The sequence below is a fragment of the Dietzia sp. IBK-p2-16D genome (genome assembly GCF_057773085.1).
Genome location: NZ_JBYMTL010000003.1, coordinates 165,755 through 185,478, shown reverse-complemented (window position 1 = coordinate 185,478; position 19,724 = coordinate 165,755). Strand labels below are relative to the sequence as shown.

The window sequence follows — 19,724 nt, the reverse complement described above, 5'->3', positions numbered from 1 at the left end:
GCCTGAGGTCATTTCGGGGTGGAGTGTGTCCACGGGTCCGCCCCGGGCTGCGATTCGACACCCTCGAGCGGGTCCGGAGTCCGCGTCCCGTCGTCTCGGTTACGGCGTTTTCCGGGTGGGGAGACGTGGGGCGACCTAGAGTGGACAACTGTCTAGGCAGCCGTCCGCGCGCCTTCGTCCACCATCTCCCGAGGAGATCGCCCCATGACCACCTCTCTCGACCGCGACGCCCTGCTGATCGGTACCCAGTGGCGTTCGCCCGCCACCGATGACGTTATCGAGGTGATCAGCCCGCACACCGAGGAGGTCGTCGCCCGGGTTCCCGAGGGCTCGGTGGCGGACATGGACGCGGCGGTGGCCGCCGCGCGCGAGGCCTTCGACCACGGGCCGTGGCCCCGCATGAGCCCTGACGAGCGGATCGACGTCGTCGCCCGGCTGTCCGCGCTGTACGCGGCGCGGCTCGACGACATGGCGACGATCATCTCCACGGAGATGGGTTCTCCGATCTCGTTCAGCAAGCTCGCGCAGGCGCCCGCGCCGTGGATGCAGATCGAGGCCTTCCTCACCATCGCGCGAGAGTTCCCGTGGGAGGAGACCCGACCCGGCGTCCTCGGCGGGGACGTGCTCGTACGCCATGAGCCCGTCGGCGTCGTCGCGGCGATCCCGCCGTGGAACGTCCCGCAGTTCACGGTGCTGTCCAAGCTGATCCCCGCGCTGCTGACGGGGTGCACGATCGTGATCAAGCCCGCGCCGGAGACGCCGCTGGACACCTACCTGCTGGGCGAACTGCTCATCGAGGCGGGCGTGCCCGAGGGCGTCGTCAGCATCGTCGCCGGCGGCCGCGAGGTGGGGGAGCACCTGGTGCGCCACCCCGCGATCGACAAGGTGGCGTTCACCGGATCGACCGCGGCGGGACGGAAGATCGGCGCGATCTGCGGCGAGCAGCTCAAGCGCTGCTCCCTGGAGCTCGGCGGCAAGTCCGCGGCCATCGTGCTCGACGACGCGGACCTCACGACCGTGGTCGAGGGACTGAAGTTCGTGGGCGTGATGAACTCCGGCCAGGCATGTGTCGCACAGACCCGCGTCCTGGTCAGCCGTGGCCGCCACGACGAGGTCGCACAGGCATTGGCCGACGGCATCGGATCCATGGTGGTGGGGGACCCGCTCGACCCGGCCACGGAGATCGGGCCGATGGTCGCCCGCCGCCAGCAGGAGCGGGTGAACTCCTACATCGAGATCGGGCAGCAGGAGGGTGCGACGTTGCTGGCCGGGGGATCCGACCGCCCCGACGGGCTGGACACGGGCTGGTATGTGCGGCCCACCGTTTTCGCCGGGGTGGACAATTCGATGCGCATCGCGCAGGAGGAGATCTTCGGACCCGTCATCTCCGTGATCGCCTACGACGGCGTCGACGATGCGGTGCGCATCGCCAACGACTCCGAGTACGGACTGGCGGGCACCGTGTGGACGGCCGACCGTGAGGCGGGACTGGGCGTGGCACGGCGGGTCCGGACCGGCACCTATGGAGTGAACACCTACACGATGGATTTCGCCGCGCCGTTCGGCGGCTTCAAGGCCTCCGGGGTGGGCCGTGAGTTCGGTCCCGAGGGGCTGGCCCAGTACACCGAACTCAAGTCCGTCTACCTGGAGCAGAGCTGATCGTGGCGGGAGCCCAGAAGACTCCGGGACTGTCCGTCGCCGACGCCGACCGTGTCCGGACCCTGACGCTGGCACGCCCCGATGCCCTCAACGCCTTCAACGAGGCGCTGTACGACGCGGTCACCGAGGCACTGCACGACGCCGCGGCCGACCCGACGGTCGCGGTGGTGCTGCTCACCGGCGAGGGGCGGGCGTTCAGCGCCGGCACCGATCTGCTGGAGATGGGCGAGCGGATCACCAACCCCGACTTCGTCCCCGGTGAACACGGGTTCCTGGGTCTCGTGGACGCGCTCGCGGGGTTCGACAAACCCCTGGTCCTCGCGATCAACGGTCTCGGGCTGGGGATCGGTATGACGATCATCGGGTTCGCGGACCTGGTGTTCATGGCCGACGACGCCCGCCTCAAGTGCCCGTTCACCAGCCTGGGTGTGGCGCCCGAGGCGGCCTCCAGTTACCTGCTGCCCAGGCTCGTGGGTCGGCAGAACGCAGCGTGGGCCCTGCTGTCCTCGGAGTGGATCACCGCCCGCGAGGCCCACGAGATGGGCCTCGTCTGGCGGCTGTGCGCTCCCGCCGACCTGCAGCAGGTGGCGGGCGACCACGCGGCACGGTTGGCGCGGCTCCCGATCTCGAGTCTGCGGGCGGTCAAGCAGACGATGACCGAGCCCCTGGCGCGTCAGATAGCGCAGGCCCGCGAGCGGGAGAACCGGGCCTTCGCCGAGCTCATGGGCGGGCCGGCCAACTCGGAGGCTCTGGCCGCGTTCGCCCAGGGGCGGAAGCCGGACTTCACCTCGCTGCCCGACGGGTCCTGACGGCGACCGCCCCGGGGGCGGATCAGAGTCGCGTCCCCGTCCAGAGCAGGTACTCCCAGTCCATCCGGCCGTCCCCGGTGTCCTGGGACCGGCCGAGTCCGGCCAGCGCCGAGTCCAGGGCCGCGACCGCGTCGGGGTCGTCGGCGATCGCCCTGTAGATCGCGATCGTCGGGCCGTAGTGGGCCTTGAAGAAGTCCCGGAAGTCCTCTCCGCTGTCGAAGCAGTCGACGGCCAGCGGGACCGTGGCCGCGGAGACGTCGCGGACCCGTTCCCCGAACAGTCCGGCGACGTGGTCGGCATCGCCCCACAGAGGCGGGGGCTGTGCGCCGGGCGGGGGCGGGGGCGCGTAGGGCTTCATCATGGCGAACATCCGACCGATGAAGCCCGCCGGAGTCCAGTTCGCCATGGCTATGCGGCCGCCGGGCCGGACCACCCGCAGCAACTCGTCGGCGGCGATCTGATGGTGGGGTGCGAACATGACGCCGACGGTGGAGATGGCGACGTCGAACTCCCCGTCACCGAACGGGAGCGCCTCGGCGTCGGCGACCTGCCAGGTGAGGTCGAGACCCTCTGCCTCCGCCCGGGCCCGCCCGGAGTCCAGCAGCTCCGGGGTGAGATCGGTGGCGACGACCACCGCGCCGGCACGGGCGGCCGGGAGAGAGGCGTTGCCGGCTCCTGCGCCGATGTCGATCACCCGGTCGCCAGGGCCGATGCCTGAGGCCTCCACCAGGTGCCGACCCAGGGTCGGGATCACGACGTCGGCGACCCGGGTGTAGTCACCCGACGCCCACATCTGCCGGTGCATGGCCTTGAGTCGGGAGTCGGCGGTGGCGGGCACGGTCGTGGGTGTCATGGGAAGCCTCCGGATGGATGTGCGGGAGTGGGACAGTTCGATCCTGCGCCGCGGTGGCGGTGGGCTCCAGTCCCGGATCTGAAGCGGGCACGGTTCACGATCTGTACCGGTATCCGGCGCGATCGGGGGTCTAGAGTGGGACGCCGAGGAGTCGTCATGACCGGATACGGACAGTTCTGCCCCGTCGCCAAGGCGATGGAGCTGCTGGACGAGCGGTGGACCCTGCTCGTCGTCCGCGAGCTGCTGTCGGGCAGCACCCACTTCAACGAGCTGCGCCGCGGGAATCCCAGGATGTCGCCGGCGCTGCTGTCCAAGCGGCTGCAGACGCTCGAACACGCGGGTGTGGTCCGCCGAGACGAGTGCGCCGGTCGCAGCAGCTATCGGCTCACCGAACGCGGTGAGGAACTGCGCCCGGTCGTGGAGGCGCTCGGGGCGTGGGGGATGCGCTGGGTGGGTGAACTCGGCGATCGCGACCTCGACCCGCACCTGCTCTTCTGGGACATCCGCCGCACTGTCCGGGTGGACCGCTGGCCCCGGGGCCGCACCGTGCTCCTCTTCATCCTGGCGGACGTCCCTGCGGCCACCGCCCGTTGGTGGCTCGTCGTGAACGGCGACGACGTCGACGTGTGCGATGCGGATCCGGGGCACGGGATCGACGCCACGGTCGAGTCGAGCCTGCGCACCATGGTGGAGATCTGGAGAGGGGACCGGTCGTGGGGGGACGCGATCCGGACGTCGGCGGTGGTGCTCAGCGGGTCGGGTGATGTCACCACCCGGGTCCCCGGCTGGATCGGCGCGATGACACTCGCGTCCGTGCCGCGCCCCGGTCAGACGGTCGCCGCATCCGCGGTCGCCGACCGTGGACGCCCGTAGTCACCGCCCACAGATACCGCTCACAGACACCGGCCGGTGGTCACCGGTTCGTGGGAGTACCCGATCATGGTGTGGTGACACCCGCGCAGCAGCTCCCGGCACGCCGGGTCGACGTGGTGGTGATCGGTGCCGGCCAGGCCGGACTGTCGGCCGGCCACCACCTCCGGCGGCGGGGCTTCGCGCCGGTCGACCGTGCTGAGGCGGGGGAGCACACCTTCGTCATGTTCGACGCCGAGGACGCCCCCGGCGGAGCATGGCGACACCGGTGGGAATCGCTCACCATGAGCACGGTCAACGGCATCTTCGAACTCCCGGGCCACCCCGTCCCCGTAGTGGACAGTGCCGCCCCGAGTCGGGACGTCCTGCCGCCCTACTTCGCCGACTACGAGGACCGGTTCGGACTCGATGTCCGGCGGCCGGTCCGCGTGCGCTCGGTCCGCAGACCCACGCCGGGGCTGGACGGGCCGGGGTCCGACCACCTCGTCGTCGTCACCGATCCAGGCGGTGACACCCGCCCTGAGGGCTGGGCGGCGCGCTACGTCATCAACGCCACCGGCACCTGGACCCGGCCGTTCTGGCCGTACTACCCCGGCCAGGAGACGTTCCGCGGGCGGCAGCTCCACGTCCACGACTACGTCGCCGCCGAGGAGTTCGCCGGGCAGCGCGTGGTGATCGTGGGCGCGGGGATCTCCGCCACGCAGCTGCTCGAGGAGATCTCGCGCGTGGCCCGGACACTGTGGGTGACCAGGCGGGAGATCGAGTGGGAGACGGACCCGGCGCCGGAGAACTTCTCCGCCGCGATCGACCGGGTCGCCGAACGCACCGCGCAGGGACTGCCCCCGCAGAGCGTCATCCGCGTCACCGGTATGTACCGCGCACCGTGGATCGAGCGCGCCGACGAGCGCGGTGTCCTGGTCCGCCACCCCATGTTCACCCGCATCGAGCCCGACGGGGTGCGGATGCCCGACGGGCGACTCGAACCCGCGGACGTCATCCTCTGGGCGACCGGGTTCCGGCCCGCGATCGCCCACCTCGCGCCCCTGGGGTTGCGTACCCCGGAGGGCGGCATCCGGGTGGCCGAGGGGCGGGCGATCGACGAACCGCGGTTGTTCCTCATCGGCTACGGCCCGTCCCAGTCGACCGTGGGGGCCAACCGGGCGGGCCGTGACGCCGTCCGGGCGATCGTCGCCGAGCTCGGGACGGCACCGCCCCCTAGAGGGTCCGCGAGATCAGCTCCTTCATGATCTCGTTGGTGCCGCCGTAGATCTTCTGCACGCGGGCCGAGGCGTACATGCGGGCGATCGGGTACTCCGTCATGAAGCCGTAGCCGCCGAAGACCTGCAGGCAGCGGTCGATGATCTCGCACTGCTTGTCGGTGCAGTAGTACTTGGCCATAGACGCCGTCGACGGGTCCAGTTCACCCTTGAGATGCAGGCCGATGCAGTGGTCCAGCAGGGTGCGCGAGGCGAGCGCCTCGGTCTTGCACTCGGCCAGCTCGAAACGCAGGTTCTGGAACTTGAGGATGGGCTTGCCGAACGCCTCGCGCTCCTTGGCGTAGTCCGTCGCCAACCGCACGGCGGTCTCGGCGGCGGCGACCGCGGTCACCGCGATGATGAGGCGCTCCTGGGGCAGCTGCTGCATGAGCTGGATGAACCCCTGGCCCACGCCCTCCTCGCCACCCAGTGCGTTCCCGGCGGGCACGCGCATGTCGTCGAAGAACAGCTCCATCGTGTCCTGGTACTTCAGGCCGATCTTGTCGAGCTTGCGGCCGCGGTCGAAGCCGGGCAGGTCGGTGGTCTCCGCGACCAGCAGGGACAGGCCCTGCGCGCCCTCGCCGCCCGTGCGGGCGACGATGATGAGCAGGTCGCAGTGCATGCCGTTGGAGATGAAGGTCTTGGCGCCGTTGACCACGAAGTCGTCACCGTCACGCACCGCCGAGGTGCGTAGTGCCTGCAGATCCGACCCGGCGCCCGGCTCGGTCATCGCGATGGCACCCACCATTTCACCGGTTGCCAGCTTCGGCAGCCAGCGCTGCTTCTGCTCCTCCGTGCCGTACTGGAGGATGTAGTGCGCCACGATCGTGCTGTGCACCGAATTGCCCCAGCCGTCGTCGAGGGCTCGGGTCTGCTCCTCGGCGATCACGGCCTCGTGGGCGAACGTGCCACCCCCGCCGCCGTACTCCTCCGGGATCGAGATGCACAGCAGGCCCGCGTCGCCGGCCTTGTTCCAGAATTCGCGGTCCACGGCGCCCTGTTCGGCCCAGCGCTCGAGGTTCGGGGCGGTCTCCTTCTCGAGGAACGCGCGCGTGTGGGCGCGCAGCGCGTCCAGATCGTCGGTCATCCACGGGGAACGGAACGGGGCGGTCTCTAGCACGGGGGACTCCAGCGATGAGGTGAGGGCCGGTGGCGGCCATGACGACCCCACCATACAGCTGCATAGTGTGGCATGCATGTGTATGGTCGACGTTCCGGCGGTGCCCTCGGGCGTCGCGCGTCGCGGCGAGACGAGGTGGGGCGAGTGAGCGGAACGGAACCCGGGACGGTGGACGGCGCCCCACGGTCCGCCGACGGTGACCTCACCGCCCGCGCGCGGATCCGCTACGCGGCGCTGGAGTTGTACTCCGACCACGGAGAGGACCGGGTCTCGATGCGGCGGGTCGCCGCCGAGGTCGGCGTCACGATCGGGTTGATCCAGCACCACTTCGGGACCAAGGAGGGCCTGCGGCGCGCCGTCGACGAACTCGTCGTGGAGCAGGTGGTCGCGGCGCTGGCGACCGTCGAGCACACCGGATCGGCGGCCGAGGTCGTGGCGGCCCGCGACGCCGCGGTGCGGGAGATGCTCGAACGCAACCCGATGCTGGTGAAGTACATCAACCGGGCGCTCCTCGAACCCGATGGCCGGGGCGCCCCGCTGCTCGAGTCGATCGTCGAGCTCACCACCAGGGAGGTCGACAGCCTACGGCGCGGCGGCCACGCCTCGACGCGGGTCTCGGACAAGGTCCAGGTCGTGCGCACACTCATGGGCCAGGTGGGGGAATTGTTCCTGGAACCCGTCGTGGCCGCCGTCTGGGCGCAGATCGGCGGCGACCCGGACGAGCGACCCTCCATCCGCATCACGGTCGAGGGGCGCTGACCGGATCCGGGCTGACGGGTCGAGTGCCACAGGGGCGGTGAGGATTCACCGAACCCGGGCGTAGTGCGCGAGTCGCTGATCGCCGCTACGCTGCGAGGGCGTATACCCGGGCATTCCGCCCGGGATGGGAAGGACACGTACATGAGGTTCACCCGTCTGGCGAAGCTCGCCGCGACGGCCGTGATGGCCGGTGCCGCCACACTGATGGTGCCCGCAGCCGCCCAGGCCGCCGTGCCGGTCGGAGGCGCGACCCCCGTCATGGTCGGGGGAGTGGCCGGATGCACCATCACCGCCGCGGGGTACGACGCCGCGGGAGCGCCGGTCGCGTTCACCGCCGCCCACTGCAGTGACCGGATCAACGCCCCGGTCTACCTCCGGGACAATCCGAGAGCCGGTGCCATCGGCACCATCGCCACCCGGAACGAGATCCTCGACTACTCCGTGATCCGACTGGATCCGGGCGTCGCCGTCCCCGTCCGGCAGGCGGGCGTCGTGGGCCGCGCGCCCGCGCCCGAGTTCGGCGACGTCGTCTGCAAGGACGGCTTGTCCACCGGGCACACCTGCGGCATCACCTGGCAGCGCGAGGGTGACCGGTTCTGGAGCCACGCGTGCGCCGGTTACGGCGACTCCGGCGGGCCCATCACGCGGGACGGCCGCCTGGTCGGACTGATCTCCGGTGGGCACATGCCGCCGGCCGCCGGATCCGCCGGCAGCCTCGGCCCCGTCCTGCCCTCGTGCATCCACGCGGCGCAGTCGCCGTTCTTCCTCCCCGCGCTGGGGTACTCCTTCGACGCGATCGTCGCCGACGCCACCGCGCGCAACTGGCCCGGTCGCGGATTCCAGATGGCCTGATCGACTAGCCGCGCCTCCCGCGGGCGAGGGGGCCGACGAGGGGCCCGGTACCGGAACAGTCGGTACCGGGCCCCTCGCCCGTGTCGGCACTAGTATGTGCCGACGCGGGTGTCCGTGGAGGCGGGAGCTGTCCGACCCCGTCGCTACCGTCCGCTCCATGCTCTGGACCGAGGACGCGCCCACCCACTGTCCCTACGGGCACGAACTCGGCCCCGACCGCGTCCTCGTCGGATGGGACGCCGGCCGCAGCGGCAGCCTCGACCACGGTCACCGCGTCCATATCTGCAGACAGTGCGGGACCATCATGGCGTGGACGCCGAACAGTCGTCTGGAATGAGCGGGGTGCGACGAGCAGCGCCCCCGCGGAACGGGTGTCCGCGGGGGCGCTGTGGCTGGTGCTCCGGTCAGCTCACTTGAGCTCGGCGCTGGACAGGTCCAGGATCCGGCGCGCGATGACCAGCTGCTGGATCTGCTGGGTGCCCTCGAAGATGTCGAGGATCTTGGAGTCGCGTGACCACTTCTCCAGGAAGCTGCGCTCGGAGTAGCCGTAGCTGCCCGCCAGCTCGACCGCACCCAGGGTCACGGCGGAACCGGTGCGCCCGGCCTTGGCCTTGCACATCGATGCCTCCTTGGTGTTGGGCATCTTGTTGTCCGCCATCCACGCCGCGCGCAGTGTGAGCAGGTAGGACGCCTCCCAGTCGGCCTCGAGCTCGAGGTACTTGGCCACGGCGGCGGGCTGGCTGGTGGCGGGCCGGTCGTAGTCGATCTCCAATCCGGCCTCCTCGAGGAGGGTGCGGATCTCCTCTAGCGCGGCCCGCGCCACGCCCACGGCCATGCCGGCGACCAGCGGGCGGGTGTTGTCGAAGGTCTGCATGGCACCGGCGAAGCCCTTGTCCACGCGGATCTCCGGGTCTCCCAGGAGGTTCTCCTTCGGCACGCGGCAGTCGGTGAAGCTGATCTGCGCGGTGTCGGAGGCACGGATGCCCAGCTTGTGTTCGAGCCGGTCCACGGACACACCGGGGTGGTCCCGCGGCACGACGAAGGACTTGATCGCGGCGCGGCCCTTGCTCTTGTCCAGGGTCGCCCACACCACGATGTGGTCCGCGCGCTCGCCGGAGGTGACGAAGATCTTGGTGCCGTTGAGGACGTACTCGTCACCGTCGAGCCGCGCGGTGGCCGAGACGGCCGCCGAGTCGGATCCGAAGTCGGGCTCGGTGATGGCCATCGAGGCCCACACCCGGCCGAACTTCTCCATCTGCTCGTCGTTCGCCACGGCGGCGATCGCGGAGTTGCCCAGCCCCTGGCGGGGGATCGAGAGCGTGAGGCCGACGTCACCCCAGCAGGTCTCGATGATGTTGAGCAACGACTTCATGTTGCCGCCGTTGGCCACGCCCTCGCGCCGGGGTGCGCCACCGGATCCCATGGTGGCGCCGGAGGCGGCCTGGCCGGCGTCCTCCATGGCCTCCATCATGGCCTTGAGGGTGTCCAGCTCGACGGGGTACTCGTGCTCGGCGAGGTCGTACTTACGGGAGACGGGTCGGAAGATCTGCGTGGCCACCTGGCGGGCCTGGTTCGCACCCGCCTGCAGCTTCTTGGGGAGTTCGAGGTTGATCATCGCTTCAGGTCCTTGGTCCGGTTCGGGAGGGTGGCGGAGCGGGCGTGGGTCACAGGACCACCACGCCCTCCGCCACTCCCACGGCACGCAGGTCGCGGTACCACCGCTCGACCGGGTGTTCCTTGGTGAACCCGTGGCCACCGAGGAGCTGGACACCGTCGAGGCCGATCCTCATGCCCTTGTCCGCGGCGATCTTGCGGGCCAGGGCGGCCTCGCGGGCGAAGGACAGGCCCTGTTCGGCGCGGGCGGCGCCGCGCCAGGTGACCAGGCGCATGCCGTCGAGTTCGGTGGCCATGTCGGCCACGGCGAACGCGACCGCCTGGCGGTGGGCGATGGGCTCGCCGAAGGCGTGACGCTCCTTGACGTACGGGGTCACGTAGTCCAGGACGGCGTGGGAGGTGCCCACGGCGAGGGAGGCCCAGCCCAGGCGCGACAGGCGGATGACGTCGGCGTAGGCCGAGGACCGGTCGTCCGGCGAGGCGTCGGGACCGCCGAGGATCGCGTCGGCGGGCAGGGAGACGTCGGTGAGGACGAGTCGGCCGAGGCCGGCGGCGCGCAGACCCATGGACGGATCGGCCTCCACCACGAGTCCGTCGGTGTCCGACTCCACCACGAAGAAGGTCGGCGCGCCGTCGAGCGAGGCGGCGACGACGAAGAGTTCCGCGCTGCCGGCCGTGGGCACCATCGACTTGACGCCGCTCAGCGTGAATCCGCCGGCGGTGCGGGTGGCGGTGGTCTCGAGGGTGAACGGGTCGAAGAGCGGCCGCGGCTCGGCCACCACGACGGCGGCGGCGGGGACCTGTTCGGAGGCGAACGCCGGCAGGTACGACTTCTGCTGGGTGTCCGAGCCGAACTGCGTCAGGGTCGTGGCCACGCCGGACGGGGCCAGGATGGGCAGGGCCAGGCCCATGTCGCCGTAGGCCAGGGCCTCGGCGACCAGCGAGTTGGTGACCACGCCGCGCTCGGCGGCGATGCCCTCGAACTCCTCGGGCACGTTGAGCATGGTGGCGCCGATCTCGGCCGAGCGCGCGAGCAGCGACGCGGGTGCCTGGGCGGCGGCGTCGGCGTCGTGCGCTGCCGGCCGGATGACCTCGGCGGCGAACTCGCGCACGGTCTGCGAGATCATCTGCTGGTCCTCGTCCAGCGTGAGGTCGAACAGGTCGGGTCGTGCCTCGGCGTCGGCGTCGGGCAGTCGCTTGGGTGCGCCGCCGCCGGAGACCTTCTTGAACGACTTGGTCGCGGCACCGAGGGTCTTGAAGCCGGTCTTGGTGGCCTCGTAGGTGACCCGGTCGACCTTCTGGCGTAGGCCGAAACGCTCGGCGAACTCCGACCCGGTAATGGTGGTCAGCGCGCGCATGGCCGCGCCGATGGCGTCGATCCGCGCGGGGTTCTTGCCCGGTGTCGAGGTCTCCGCGCGTCCGGTCGTGGACGGGGCTGTGGGGTTCTTACTCATCATCACCAGCTGTTCTCGTGACGGACGGTGGACGGTGCTGTCCCCGCCACCTTACTTCGGAGTAAGTTCCGAGCGCCAGACCTTTCCCGAACATGTTCTCGTCACCGGGCGGGCGCGTGTCAGCCGCGCAGGAGGTCGACCGCCTGCTCGACCGCGCCGGGGCGGCCGGCCACGAACCAGTCGTAGCCGTTCACCTCGACGGTCGCGCACACCCCGCCCGCCCCCTCGACGAGCGCGCGGCCGGGGAGCCAGTCCCATTCGGGGCAGGAGTGCTGGCACCAGACCGTGTGGATCCCACACGCGACGGACGCCAGGTCCACGGATCCGGACCCGAGCATCCGGATGGTCGCAGCGCCACGACTGACCCGGTGGAAGGGCTCGGCCAGATGTGGGTCGTCGAAGAAGGGGGGGTGGAGGTAGGTGGCGAGGCTGCCGGCCGCCAGGTCCCCGGGGGTCAACCGGGCGACGGGGACCCCGTTGCGGCGCGTGGGCACGTCCGATCCGCCGACGAAGGTCTCCCCGGTGACGGGTCGGTGGACCGCCCCGAGCAGGTGATCGTCGCCGTCGGTGACCGCGACCGCCGAGCACCAGTAGTCGGAGCCGGAGATGAAGTTGAAGGTGCCGTCGACGGGGTCCACGACCCATCGCCGCTCGGAATCGCCGGAGACGAGGGTGCCCTCCTCGCCCAGGATGCCGTCGGCCGGGCGGTGGGCGGCCAGGAGCGCGGTGATGTGTCGCTCCGCGGCGTCGTCGGCCTCGGTGACGACATCGGAGATCGAGGTCTTGCGCCGGACGTCGAGGCCGTCCTCGCGTAGGCGTCGGGCCAGGGTCCCGGCGTCGACGACGAGGCGGGCGGCGAGATCGACGTCGGTCATCTCCGCGATGGGCTTCTCGAGCGGGTGACCAGGGTGGCGGGTGTCCATGGACGTTCACTTCCTCCACGTGGGCGTCGCGGCCCGCTGACCACGGGGCGGTGGCGGGTCCGCGGCATCCGACGCTACCCCGGCGCGCGACGGCCGGAGGTGCGCCAGGCCACGTGTGGGGGACGGGTGGGCGAACGGTGGGAGGCGGGCGGGCCGCGTAGAGTTGGATACCGTGCACCCTGACGTTTCCGCCGACATCTCAGCCCTCGACGCGACCATGACCACGGTCGAGAAGGTCCTCGACATCGAGGAGCTCGCCCGCCGCGTCGACGAGCTCGAGCAGATGGCCGCCGACCCGGACCTGTGGAACGACCAGGACCGGGCGCAGCAGGTCACCAGCGAGCTGTCCTACATCCAGGCCGACCTGCGCCGCTGCCGCGAACTGCGGCAGCGTATCGAGGACCTGCCACTGATGTACGAGCTGGCGGAGGAGGAGGGCGACGGCGCCGTGGAGGAGGCGGACACCGAGCGCGCCAGCCTCCGTGAGGACGTCGAGGCCATCGAGGTCAAGACGATGCTCAGCGGCGAGTACGACCAGCGTGACGCCGTGGTCAACATCCGCGCCGGCGCCGGTGGCGTCGATGCCGCGGATTTCGCCGAGATGCTCATGCGTATGTACATCCGGTGGGCCGAGAAGGCCGGCCACAAGGTCGAGGTGTACGACACCTCGTACGCGGAGGAAGCCGGAATCAAGTCCGCCACCTTCGTAGTCAAGGACCCGTACATGTACGGGACCCTGTCCGTCGAGCAGGGCGCGCACCGGCTGGTACGGATCTCCCCGTTCGACAACCAGGGGCGCCGTCAGACCTCGTTCGCGGAGGTCGAGGTCCTGCCCGTCGTGGAGACCGTCGACTCCATCGAGGTGCCGGAGAACGAGGTCCGGGTGGACGTCTACCGCTCCTCCGGCCCGGGTGGTCAGTCCGTCAACACCACGGACTCCGCCGTCCGCCTCACCCACGTCCCGACCGGGATCGTGGTGACGTGTCAGAACGAGAAGTCCCAGCTGCAGAACAAGGTCGCGGCCATGAAGGTGCTGCAGGCCAAGCTACTCGAGCGCAAGCGGCAGGAGGAGCGGGCCGCCATGGACGCCCTCGGTGCCGGCGGCAACGCCTCGTGGGGCAACCAGATGCGCTCCTACGTCCTGCACCCGTACCAGATGGTCAAGGACCTGCGCACCGAGTACGAGGTGAACAACCCGTCGGCGGTCCTCGACGGTGACATCGACGGGTTCATCGAAGCCGGCATCCGGTGGCGGATGCGGGAGGGGGCACACGCCGAGTGACACTTGCGACCAACTTCGACGGGATACTGACCTGGCTGCGAAACGACGGCCTGGAGGTCCTGCTCCTCGTCCTGGGCGCCGCCCTGTTGACCCGGATGATCGGCAAGGTCGCCCGGATGTGGACCGGTCGGATCGACGCGCGGAACGCCGACAAGGAACTGTGGTCCGAGGAGTCCAAGCACCTCCACTCACTGGTCCAGGTCATCTCCTACGTCGCGGTGGGAATGCTGTACATCCTGTTCGGCATCCAGGTCCTGCTGCGTTTCGGCGTCAACCTCGTCACGCTGGTGGCGCCGGCGACCGTGCTGGGTGCGGCGCTGGGCTTCGGTGCCCAGAAGATCGTCCAGGACTTCCTCGCCGGTTTCTTCGTGCTGGCCGAGCGGCAGTACGGCTACGGCGACATCGTCGAACTCACCACCGCGACCGGCGTCGCGGCCGGGACGATCGAGGACGTCACGCTCCGCGTCACCCGGCTTCGCACCCTGGACGGGGAGGCGGTCATCGTCCCCAACGGCCAGATCGTCACCGCCATCAACCAGTCCCAGGACTGGGCCCGGGCGATCATCGACGTCCCCGTACCCAACAACGCCGACATGGACAAGGCGCACGAGGTGCTCGCCGAGGTCTGTCGCGACATCGTCCACGACGATCGGGTGGGTGAGTACGTGCTCGACGAGCCGTCGGTCATGGGTGTGCAGTCGATCAAGCTCGAGCAGACCGTGATCCGGCTGCTCGCCCGCACCCAGCCGGGGATGCAGTGGGAGGTGGGGCGCCGGATGCGCGCCGTGATCCTGCGCCGCTTCCGGCAGGAGGGCATCGTCCTCGAGCCCGAGGCGCTGGCCGCGATCCGCGCGGGGATGCTGCGCCCCCAGACCGGAGAGGGGAGCGTCTGATGGCCCGACACAGGGAGGACGACACCACCGGGGCCGGCGCCACACCCGCGGGGGCCCCGGTGATCCGCGACGACGACCCGACCAGCGACCTGCCCGATCCGCTCGGCCTGGGGGGGACGCCCCCGCCGGATGCGCCCTCGCGGCGCCCGAAGCCGAGGTTCCTCGCGCTGCTCGGGGAGTTCTTCAGGATGTCGCGGACCACCGCGATCCTTCTGGGGGCGTTCGTCCTGGCGGGGGCGCTGTATCTCCTCGTCCGCGATGAGCCCGTGGTCGCCTTCGGCCCACCCGCCCCACCGCCGACCAGCGCGCCGGCAGTGCCCGACGAGCAGACGTCCGCCCCCACCGAGTCGGCCACCGAGACCACCGATCCGACCCCCACGTCGGCGACCGAACCCTCGGAAACGGACTCGCTCACCACGGGGACGTCCGTTCCGGAGGGAACCGCCACGTCGAGCCCGGGGTCCGACGGGCGGTTCGGTGGCACAGTCCGGCAGACCCCACAGCAGCAGCCCGCGCCGCAGCAGACGCCGCAGACCCGGTTGCCGCAGCAGGAGCCCGACCAGCAGTCGCAGCCGCAGGGGCGACAGGAGGCTCCGGCGGCCGGAGAGACCGCGGTGCCCGACGGGGGCGCACTCGAGGGGTAGTCCTGCGGACGGGTTCGATCGCCGTCCGACCCGCGGAGTGACCGCGCCCGCCCTCATGGTTCCCGTGTGGCGCTAGGCTACTACTGTGATCAGTGCTACTCGTGTGACGAAGTCATACCCGTCCTCGACGCGTCCGGCGCTGGCCGACGTGAGCGTGGAGATCGGTGACGGCGAGTTCGCGTTCCTCATCGGGGCGTCCGGATCGGGCAAGTCGACGTTTCTCCGGCTCGTCCTCCGTGAAGACCGGCCGGATTCGGGCGATCTCACGGTGGCAGGACACGATCTCACACGAATGAAGGGCTCCGACGTCCCCGCGCTGCGGCGCACCCTCGGGTGCGTGTTCCAGGACTTCCGGCTGTTGGAGAACAAGACGGTCGCGGAGAACGTCGCCTTCGCCCTGCAGGTGATCGGCAAGTCGCGGCGCACGATCGACAAGGTCGTGCCGGAGACGCTCGACATGGTCGGGCTGGGCGGTAAGGCCGATCGCCGGCCGCACGAACTCTCCGGCGGGGAGCAGCAGCGGGTCGCGATCGCGCGGGCGTTCGTCAACCGTCCGGTGCTGCTGCTCGCGGACGAGCCCACGGGCAACCTCGACCCCGAGACCAGCGAGGACATCATGCTCCTGCTCGACCGGATCAACAGGACGGGGACGACGGTGCTCATGGCCACCCACGACCGGCACATCGTGGACCGCTCACGGCGCCGCGTCGTGGAGTTGGTGGACGGCGCGGTCGTGCGAGACGACGCCCGCGGGACCTACGGGGTGGACCGCTGATGGCTGCTCCGTTCATCGCGTCCGAGGTCGCGCAGGGACTGCGCCGCAACCTGTCCATGACGCTGGCGATGATCATCACCACCGCGGTGGCACTGGGCATGCTGGGGGCGGGACTGCTCGTGGCCATGACCGCGTCCGCGAGCCAGGCCAAGTACGACTACCTCAACGAGTTCCGCGTCTACGTGGACCGTTCCATCTCGACGTCGGATCCCGACTGCACGGGGGAGTGCGGTGAGATCCGCGAGCAGCTCGAGGCGACGCCGGGCGTGGCATCGGTGGAGTACAAGAACCCCCGGGAGACATACGCCGAGTTCGTCGAGCTCTTCGCGTCGACCGACCCGGTGTTGGTGGAGTCCACCTCGCCGGATGCCCTCGGCTCACGGTTCACCCTCACGCTGACCGATCCCACCCGGGCCGAGGTGGTGGCGCAGGACCTGGCCGAGGTGGCGGGGATCGAGATCGTCCAGGGGCAGGGCGAACTGGTCGAGCGGGTCTTCTCGGTCCTCGACGGGGTCCGCAACGCGGCCTTCGCGATAGCGGTCGTCCAGTTGCTGGCCACCGTCCTGCTCATCGCCAACATGACCCAGATCGCGGCGTTCACCCGGCGGACTGCCCTGGGGATCATGCGACTGGTCGGAGCGAGTCGCTGGTACACGGAACTGCCGTTCGTGCTGGAGGCGGTGATCGCGGCGGTGACGGGCGCCCTCCTGGCGGTGGGCGGGCTCCTGGTGGCCAAGAACGTCTTCCTCGACAGGGTGTTGGTCGAGGCCTACCGAGCGAACCTGGTCGAGCGGATCACCACCTCGGACATCCTCCTGCTCGCGCCCGGGCTCGTCGTGGCCGGCGCGGTGGTCTCCGCGCTGACAGCCTGGATCACCCTGAGGCTCACGGTTCGGCACTGAACGCCCCGTCCATCTACACTCTGGGGGCTGTAGAACGGCGGCACGGGCACGATGACGAGGAGGTGAACCGACGTGGCCAAGAAGAACAAGAAGAAGGGTGCGTCGTCCCTCGGTTCCGACGGGAGCATCGTCGCGAGCAACCGCAAGGCCCGGCACGACTATCAGATCCTGGACACCCACGAGGCCGGCATCGCGCTGGTGGGCACCGAGATCAAGAGCATGCGCGAGGGCAAGACCTCGCTGGTCGACGCGTTCGCGACGGTCGACGACGGCGAGGTGTGGCTCCGCGGGCTCCACATCCCCGAGTACTCGCACGGGAGCTGGACCAACCACGCCCCGAAGCGCGCCCGGAAACTCCTGCTGCACCGCCGCGAGATCGACTCGCTCATGGGCAAGGTACGTGACGGCAACGCCACCCTCGTCCCGTTGTCGCTCTACTTCGTGAACGGCCGCGTGAAGGTCGAGCTGGCCGTCGCCCGCGGCAAGCAGGCCCACGACAAACGCCAGGACCTCGCCCGCCGGACGGCCGAGCGCGAGGCCGTGCGTGAACTCGGCAGGAAGATCAAGGGCATGCGGGCATGATGCCGGTCGCGCTGGCGTCGACATCGGCGGTGGCGTACGGCATCAGCGACTACCTCGGCGGCGTGGCCTCCCGCCGCGCCCGGGTGCTGCGCGTGGTCAGCGTCTCCTACCCGCTGTCGATCCTCATGGTGGGAGGGGCGGCCCTCCTCGCCGGTGGCTCGCCGACACCTGTCGGTCTCGGATGGGGTCTGGCCTCCGGGGTGGCCTCGGGCATCGCGGTGTGGACGTTCTACCTGGCCCTGTCCCGTGGGCCGATGAGCGTGATCTCGCCGATCACGGCGGTCCTGGCGGCGGCCATACCGCTGACGTTCGGGCTGGCCGCGGGGGAGCGGCCCGGGGCCGGGGCGACGGCCGGCATGGCGCTCGCCCTCGTGGCGACCGTGTTGGTGTCGATGGAGGGCCGGGACGGCTCGTCCGCACAGCACGGTCGGCTCACCCGGCGGTTGCTCGCGCTCACGGTCTTCTCGGGGCTGGCGTTCGCCGCGTTCTTCGTACTCTTGGCGCAGGTTCCGGCCGGTCAGGGCCTGTGGCCGGTCGCGGCCTCGCGCATCGGGGCGACGGCGATGCTGCTCACCGCCGCCGTCGCGGCCCGCGAGTCATTCCGGTTCCCTCGTCGTCTGCTCGCCATCGGCGTGGTGATCGCCGTCTTCGACGCCGTGGCCAACGGGGCGTTCTACTTCGCCTCCCAGGCGGGGATGCTCTCCCTGGTCAGCGTTATCGCCGCCCTGTACCCCGCCTGCACGGTGGCGCTGGCGATCACGCACGGCGGCGAGAGGATGCGGACGGTGCAGACGGCCGGTCTCGCCCTGGCCGGGGCGGCGATCGTCCTGCTCGCGCTCGGCTGAGCTACGGAGAGCGGGATCACCCTGGCGGGCGGTGTGCCGCCGGGGTAGTGTGGGGAGTCCGTCGACGGAAGTCGGCGGTCCTGACGGGGCTGACTTGGTTTCGACTACGTGAGTTGACGCAGGGGAAGCGTGCCGGTGCAGGCCAGAGACCACCGTAAGCGTCGTGGCAACCAATTACGCGCCGATACCAATCAGCGCGACTACGCCCTCGCTGCCTGATAGCGAGCCCGTAGTCTGTCGGCCCGGGGTCGCTCTCGCCCCGGTCACCGGCATCATCTAGAGAGATCACCGGCTCACCCGGTCACGGGGTGGGTCGGGACATCACACAGTGACTGGGATCGTCATCGCCGACATGTCCGCATGAGGGCGAGATCCGAGTAGAGGCCAACGCGGACTGCGCACGGAGAAGCCCTGCCGATGCTGCGGAGGACCCGGGTTCAATTCCCGGCAGCTCCACCATTCGGGCCACACCCCCGGTCGACACCGACCGGGGGTGTGGTGCATTTGCGACGACCGCTAGAACCCAAGCCGCTAGAACCCGAGCGGTGCGCACGCGGGGTCTCCTCCGCAGCTTCGGTACCCTCTGGCGTAGTGCCGGTCACCCGCGAGAGGTCGACGGTCTCCCAGTAGAGAAAGGCCCGCGTACACGTGAACGCCAAGCCCAACAAGAACACCAAGGTGCTCCAGACCAAATCCAACAACGGGATGATCATCACCGTCGTCGCGCTCATCGCGATCGCCGTCGTGGTCCTCGGCGGGGTCGTCTGGATGGCGCAGCGGGGTGGCGAGGCCAACCCCATCACGTTCGGCGAGACCAGCGACGAGCTGATCGACATCACCGAGACCGGCGTCGTCGTCGTCGGCCCAGAGGACGCGCCCACCGTGCAGATCTGGGAGGACTACATGTGTCCCGCGTGCGGCTCGTTCGAGGCGCAGTACGGCGAGTCGATCTCCGAGGCCGTGGAGGCCGGGGACCTGCGGGTCGAGTTCCACACGCTGAACTTCCTCAACGGCCAGTCCGGTTCCGGGGAGTACTCCACGCGCGCCCTGGCGGCCGTCCAGTGTGTCGCGGCCAAGGACTCCCTGCCCGTGTTCTTCGACGTCAAGAACGCGTTCTTCGCCGAGCAGCCGGGTGAGGGCGGCGGCGACCGCTCGGCCCGCGAGCTCGCGAGCACCGCCGAGGCGGCCGGTGCGAACGCGGACACGGTCGAGTGCATCGGCAACGTCGAGTCCAACGGTGGCATGGACAAGGCCTCGGACAGTGCGGACAACGCCCAGAAGACCATCCGCGAGATCACCGATCGGGTGTCCACCCCGACGGTCGCGTACGAGGGCGAGGTCGTCGAGATCGGCAACGCCGCGTGGCTCCAGGACATCATCGCGTAGTCCGTCCCAGAGGTGCCCGGCCGTCGTGCCGGTGCGGACTCCCGGCCCCGGCCCCGCCCTTCACGGCGGGGCCGGGGCCGATTTGGATGCCCGAACAGTGGTGGTGTAACTTAGGTCGGGCCGGTGACCGAGAGGTGAGCGGCGGACAAATGGATACGGGGCTATGGCGCAGCTGGTAGCGCACCACACTGGCAGTGTGGGGGTCAGGGGTTCGAGTCCCCTTAGCTCCACCGAGGACGAGATCCC

20 protein-coding genes, 1 tRNA gene and 1 other RNA gene are annotated in these 19,724 nt (G+C 70.1%); 17 read left to right on the top strand and 5 right to left on the bottom strand.

Features of this window, described 5'->3' with window-relative positions; genetic code table 11:
• Positions 1-204: 204 nt before the first annotated feature.
• Entirely contained in the window at positions 205-1,659 is a 1,455-nt protein-coding gene (locus tag AC3DE3_RS08840) for an aldehyde dehydrogenase (RefSeq protein ID WP_488369733.1), read from the top strand.
• A gap of 2 nt (positions 1,660-1,661) precedes the next feature.
• On the top strand, positions 1,662-2,468 hold the full coding sequence (locus AC3DE3_RS08835) for an enoyl-CoA hydratase/isomerase family protein (RefSeq protein ID WP_260486895.1): 807 nt from the start codon (positions 1,662-1,664) through the stop codon (positions 2,466-2,468).
• A gap of 22 nt (positions 2,469-2,490) precedes the next feature.
• On the opposite strand, the gene AC3DE3_RS08830 is transcribed toward AC3DE3_RS08835, so the two are convergent.
• A complete protein-coding gene (locus tag AC3DE3_RS08830; protein WP_488369732.1) occupies positions 2,491-3,321 on the bottom strand; it encodes a class I SAM-dependent methyltransferase in 831 nt (276 codons plus the stop codon).
• A gap of 156 nt (positions 3,322-3,477) precedes the next feature.
• On the opposite strand from AC3DE3_RS08830, the gene AC3DE3_RS08825 reads away from it, so the two are divergent.
• The gene (locus AC3DE3_RS08825; protein ID WP_488369730.1) at positions 3,478-4,194 is read left to right on the top strand and encodes a winged helix-turn-helix transcriptional regulator; all 717 of its coding nucleotides are present in this window, start codon (positions 3,478-3,480) and stop codon (positions 4,192-4,194) included.
• A 74-nt stretch (positions 4,195-4,268) separates the two neighbouring features.
• Entirely contained in the window at positions 4,269-5,438 is a 1,170-nt protein-coding gene (locus AC3DE3_RS08820) for an FAD-dependent oxidoreductase (RefSeq protein WP_488369729.1), read from the top strand.
• Here the strand turns inward: AC3DE3_RS08820 and AC3DE3_RS08815 are convergent.
• On the bottom strand, positions 5,407-6,567 hold the full coding sequence (locus AC3DE3_RS08815; protein WP_488369727.1) for an acyl-CoA dehydrogenase family protein: 1,161 nt from the start codon (positions 6,565-6,567) through the stop codon (positions 5,407-5,409). The two genes, AC3DE3_RS08820 and AC3DE3_RS08815, sit on opposite strands and share 32 nt — an antisense overlap.
• Positions 6,568-6,711: 144 nt before the next feature.
• Between AC3DE3_RS08815 and AC3DE3_RS08810 the strand changes: the two genes are divergently transcribed.
• From AC3DE3_RS08810 to AC3DE3_RS08800, 3 genes are all read left to right on the top strand, one after another.
• On the top strand, positions 6,712-7,326 hold the full coding sequence (locus AC3DE3_RS08810) for a TetR/AcrR family transcriptional regulator (protein WP_488369726.1): 615 nt from the start codon (positions 6,712-6,714) through the stop codon (positions 7,324-7,326).
• 141 nt (positions 7,327-7,467) lie between these two features.
• Positions 7,468-8,178 carry a S1 family peptidase gene (locus AC3DE3_RS08805; RefSeq protein WP_260486890.1) on the top strand — a complete coding sequence of 237 codons (711 nt, stop codon included), beginning with the start codon at positions 7,468-7,470 and terminating at the stop codon, positions 8,176-8,178.
• 157 nt (positions 8,179-8,335) lie between these two features.
• The gene (locus AC3DE3_RS08800; protein ID WP_488369724.1) at positions 8,336-8,515 is read left to right on the top strand and encodes a hypothetical protein; all 180 of its coding nucleotides are present in this window, start codon (positions 8,336-8,338) and stop codon (positions 8,513-8,515) included.
• Between the two features lie 72 nt (positions 8,516-8,587).
• Here the strand turns inward: AC3DE3_RS08800 and AC3DE3_RS08795 are convergent, their stop codons facing one another.
• From AC3DE3_RS08795 to AC3DE3_RS08785, 3 genes are all read right to left on the bottom strand, one after another.
• Complete coding sequence (locus AC3DE3_RS08795) at positions 8,588-9,793, bottom strand: acyl-CoA dehydrogenase family protein (RefSeq protein WP_260486888.1); 1,206 nt, start codon at positions 9,791-9,793, stop codon at positions 8,588-8,590.
• Between the two features lie 49 nt (positions 9,794-9,842).
• Complete coding sequence (locus tag AC3DE3_RS08790) at positions 9,843-11,249, bottom strand: acyl-CoA dehydrogenase family protein (protein WP_260486887.1); 1,407 nt, start codon at positions 11,247-11,249, stop codon at positions 9,843-9,845.
• Positions 11,250-11,365: 116 nt separating this feature from the next.
• A complete protein-coding gene (locus AC3DE3_RS08785) occupies positions 11,366-12,169 on the bottom strand; it encodes an inositol monophosphatase family protein (RefSeq protein WP_260486886.1) in 804 nt (267 codons plus the stop codon).
• Positions 12,170-12,341: 172 nt separating this feature from the next.
• Between AC3DE3_RS08785 and prfB the strand changes: the two genes are divergently transcribed.
• The 10 genes from prfB (at position 12,342) to AC3DE3_RS08735 (ending at position 19,708) form a co-directional block, all read left to right on the top strand.
• Complete coding sequence (prfB, locus tag AC3DE3_RS08780; protein WP_260486885.1) at positions 12,342-13,451, top strand: peptide chain release factor 2; 1,110 nt, start codon at positions 12,342-12,344, stop codon at positions 13,449-13,451.
• Positions 13,448-14,344, top strand: coding sequence for a mechanosensitive ion channel family protein (locus AC3DE3_RS08775; protein ID WP_260486884.1), 897 nt, complete (start codon positions 13,448-13,450; stop codon positions 14,342-14,344). Before prfB ends, AC3DE3_RS08775 begins: the two co-directional genes overlap by 4 nt.
• Positions 14,344-14,988, top strand: coding sequence for a hypothetical protein (locus AC3DE3_RS08770; protein WP_488369723.1), 645 nt, complete (start codon positions 14,344-14,346; stop codon positions 14,986-14,988). Before AC3DE3_RS08775 ends, AC3DE3_RS08770 begins: the two co-directional genes overlap by 1 nt.
• An 85-nt stretch (positions 14,989-15,073) precedes the next feature.
• The gene (ftsE, locus tag AC3DE3_RS08765) at positions 15,074-15,763 is read left to right on the top strand and encodes a cell division ATP-binding protein FtsE (RefSeq protein ID WP_260486882.1); all 690 of its coding nucleotides are present in this window, start codon (positions 15,074-15,076) and stop codon (positions 15,761-15,763) included.
• Positions 15,763-16,665, top strand: coding sequence for a permease-like cell division protein FtsX (gene ftsX / locus AC3DE3_RS08760; protein ID WP_260486881.1), 903 nt, complete (start codon positions 15,763-15,765; stop codon positions 16,663-16,665). Before ftsE ends, ftsX begins: the two co-directional genes overlap by 1 nt.
• Before the next feature lie 72 nt (positions 16,666-16,737).
• The gene (gene smpB, locus AC3DE3_RS08755; protein WP_260486879.1) at positions 16,738-17,247 is read left to right on the top strand and encodes an SsrA-binding protein SmpB; all 510 of its coding nucleotides are present in this window, start codon (positions 16,738-16,740) and stop codon (positions 17,245-17,247) included.
• Positions 17,244-18,092, top strand: a complete 849-nt coding sequence (locus AC3DE3_RS08750) for an EamA family transporter (RefSeq protein ID WP_260486878.1) — start codon at positions 17,244-17,246, stop codon at positions 18,090-18,092. Before smpB ends, AC3DE3_RS08750 begins: the two co-directional genes overlap by 4 nt.
• Positions 18,093-18,177: 85 nt before the next feature.
• Positions 18,178-18,551: a transfer-messenger RNA gene (gene ssrA / locus AC3DE3_RS08745) on the top strand.
• A 189-nt stretch (positions 18,552-18,740) separates the two neighbouring features.
• The gene (locus AC3DE3_RS08740; RefSeq protein ID WP_260486877.1) at positions 18,741-19,478 is read left to right on the top strand and encodes a DsbA family protein; all 738 of its coding nucleotides are present in this window, start codon (positions 18,741-18,743) and stop codon (positions 19,476-19,478) included.
• A gap of 157 nt (positions 19,479-19,635) precedes the next feature.
• Positions 19,636-19,708 (top strand) — tRNA-Ala (locus tag AC3DE3_RS08735).
• The last annotated feature ends 16 nt before the right edge of the window (positions 19,709-19,724 follow it).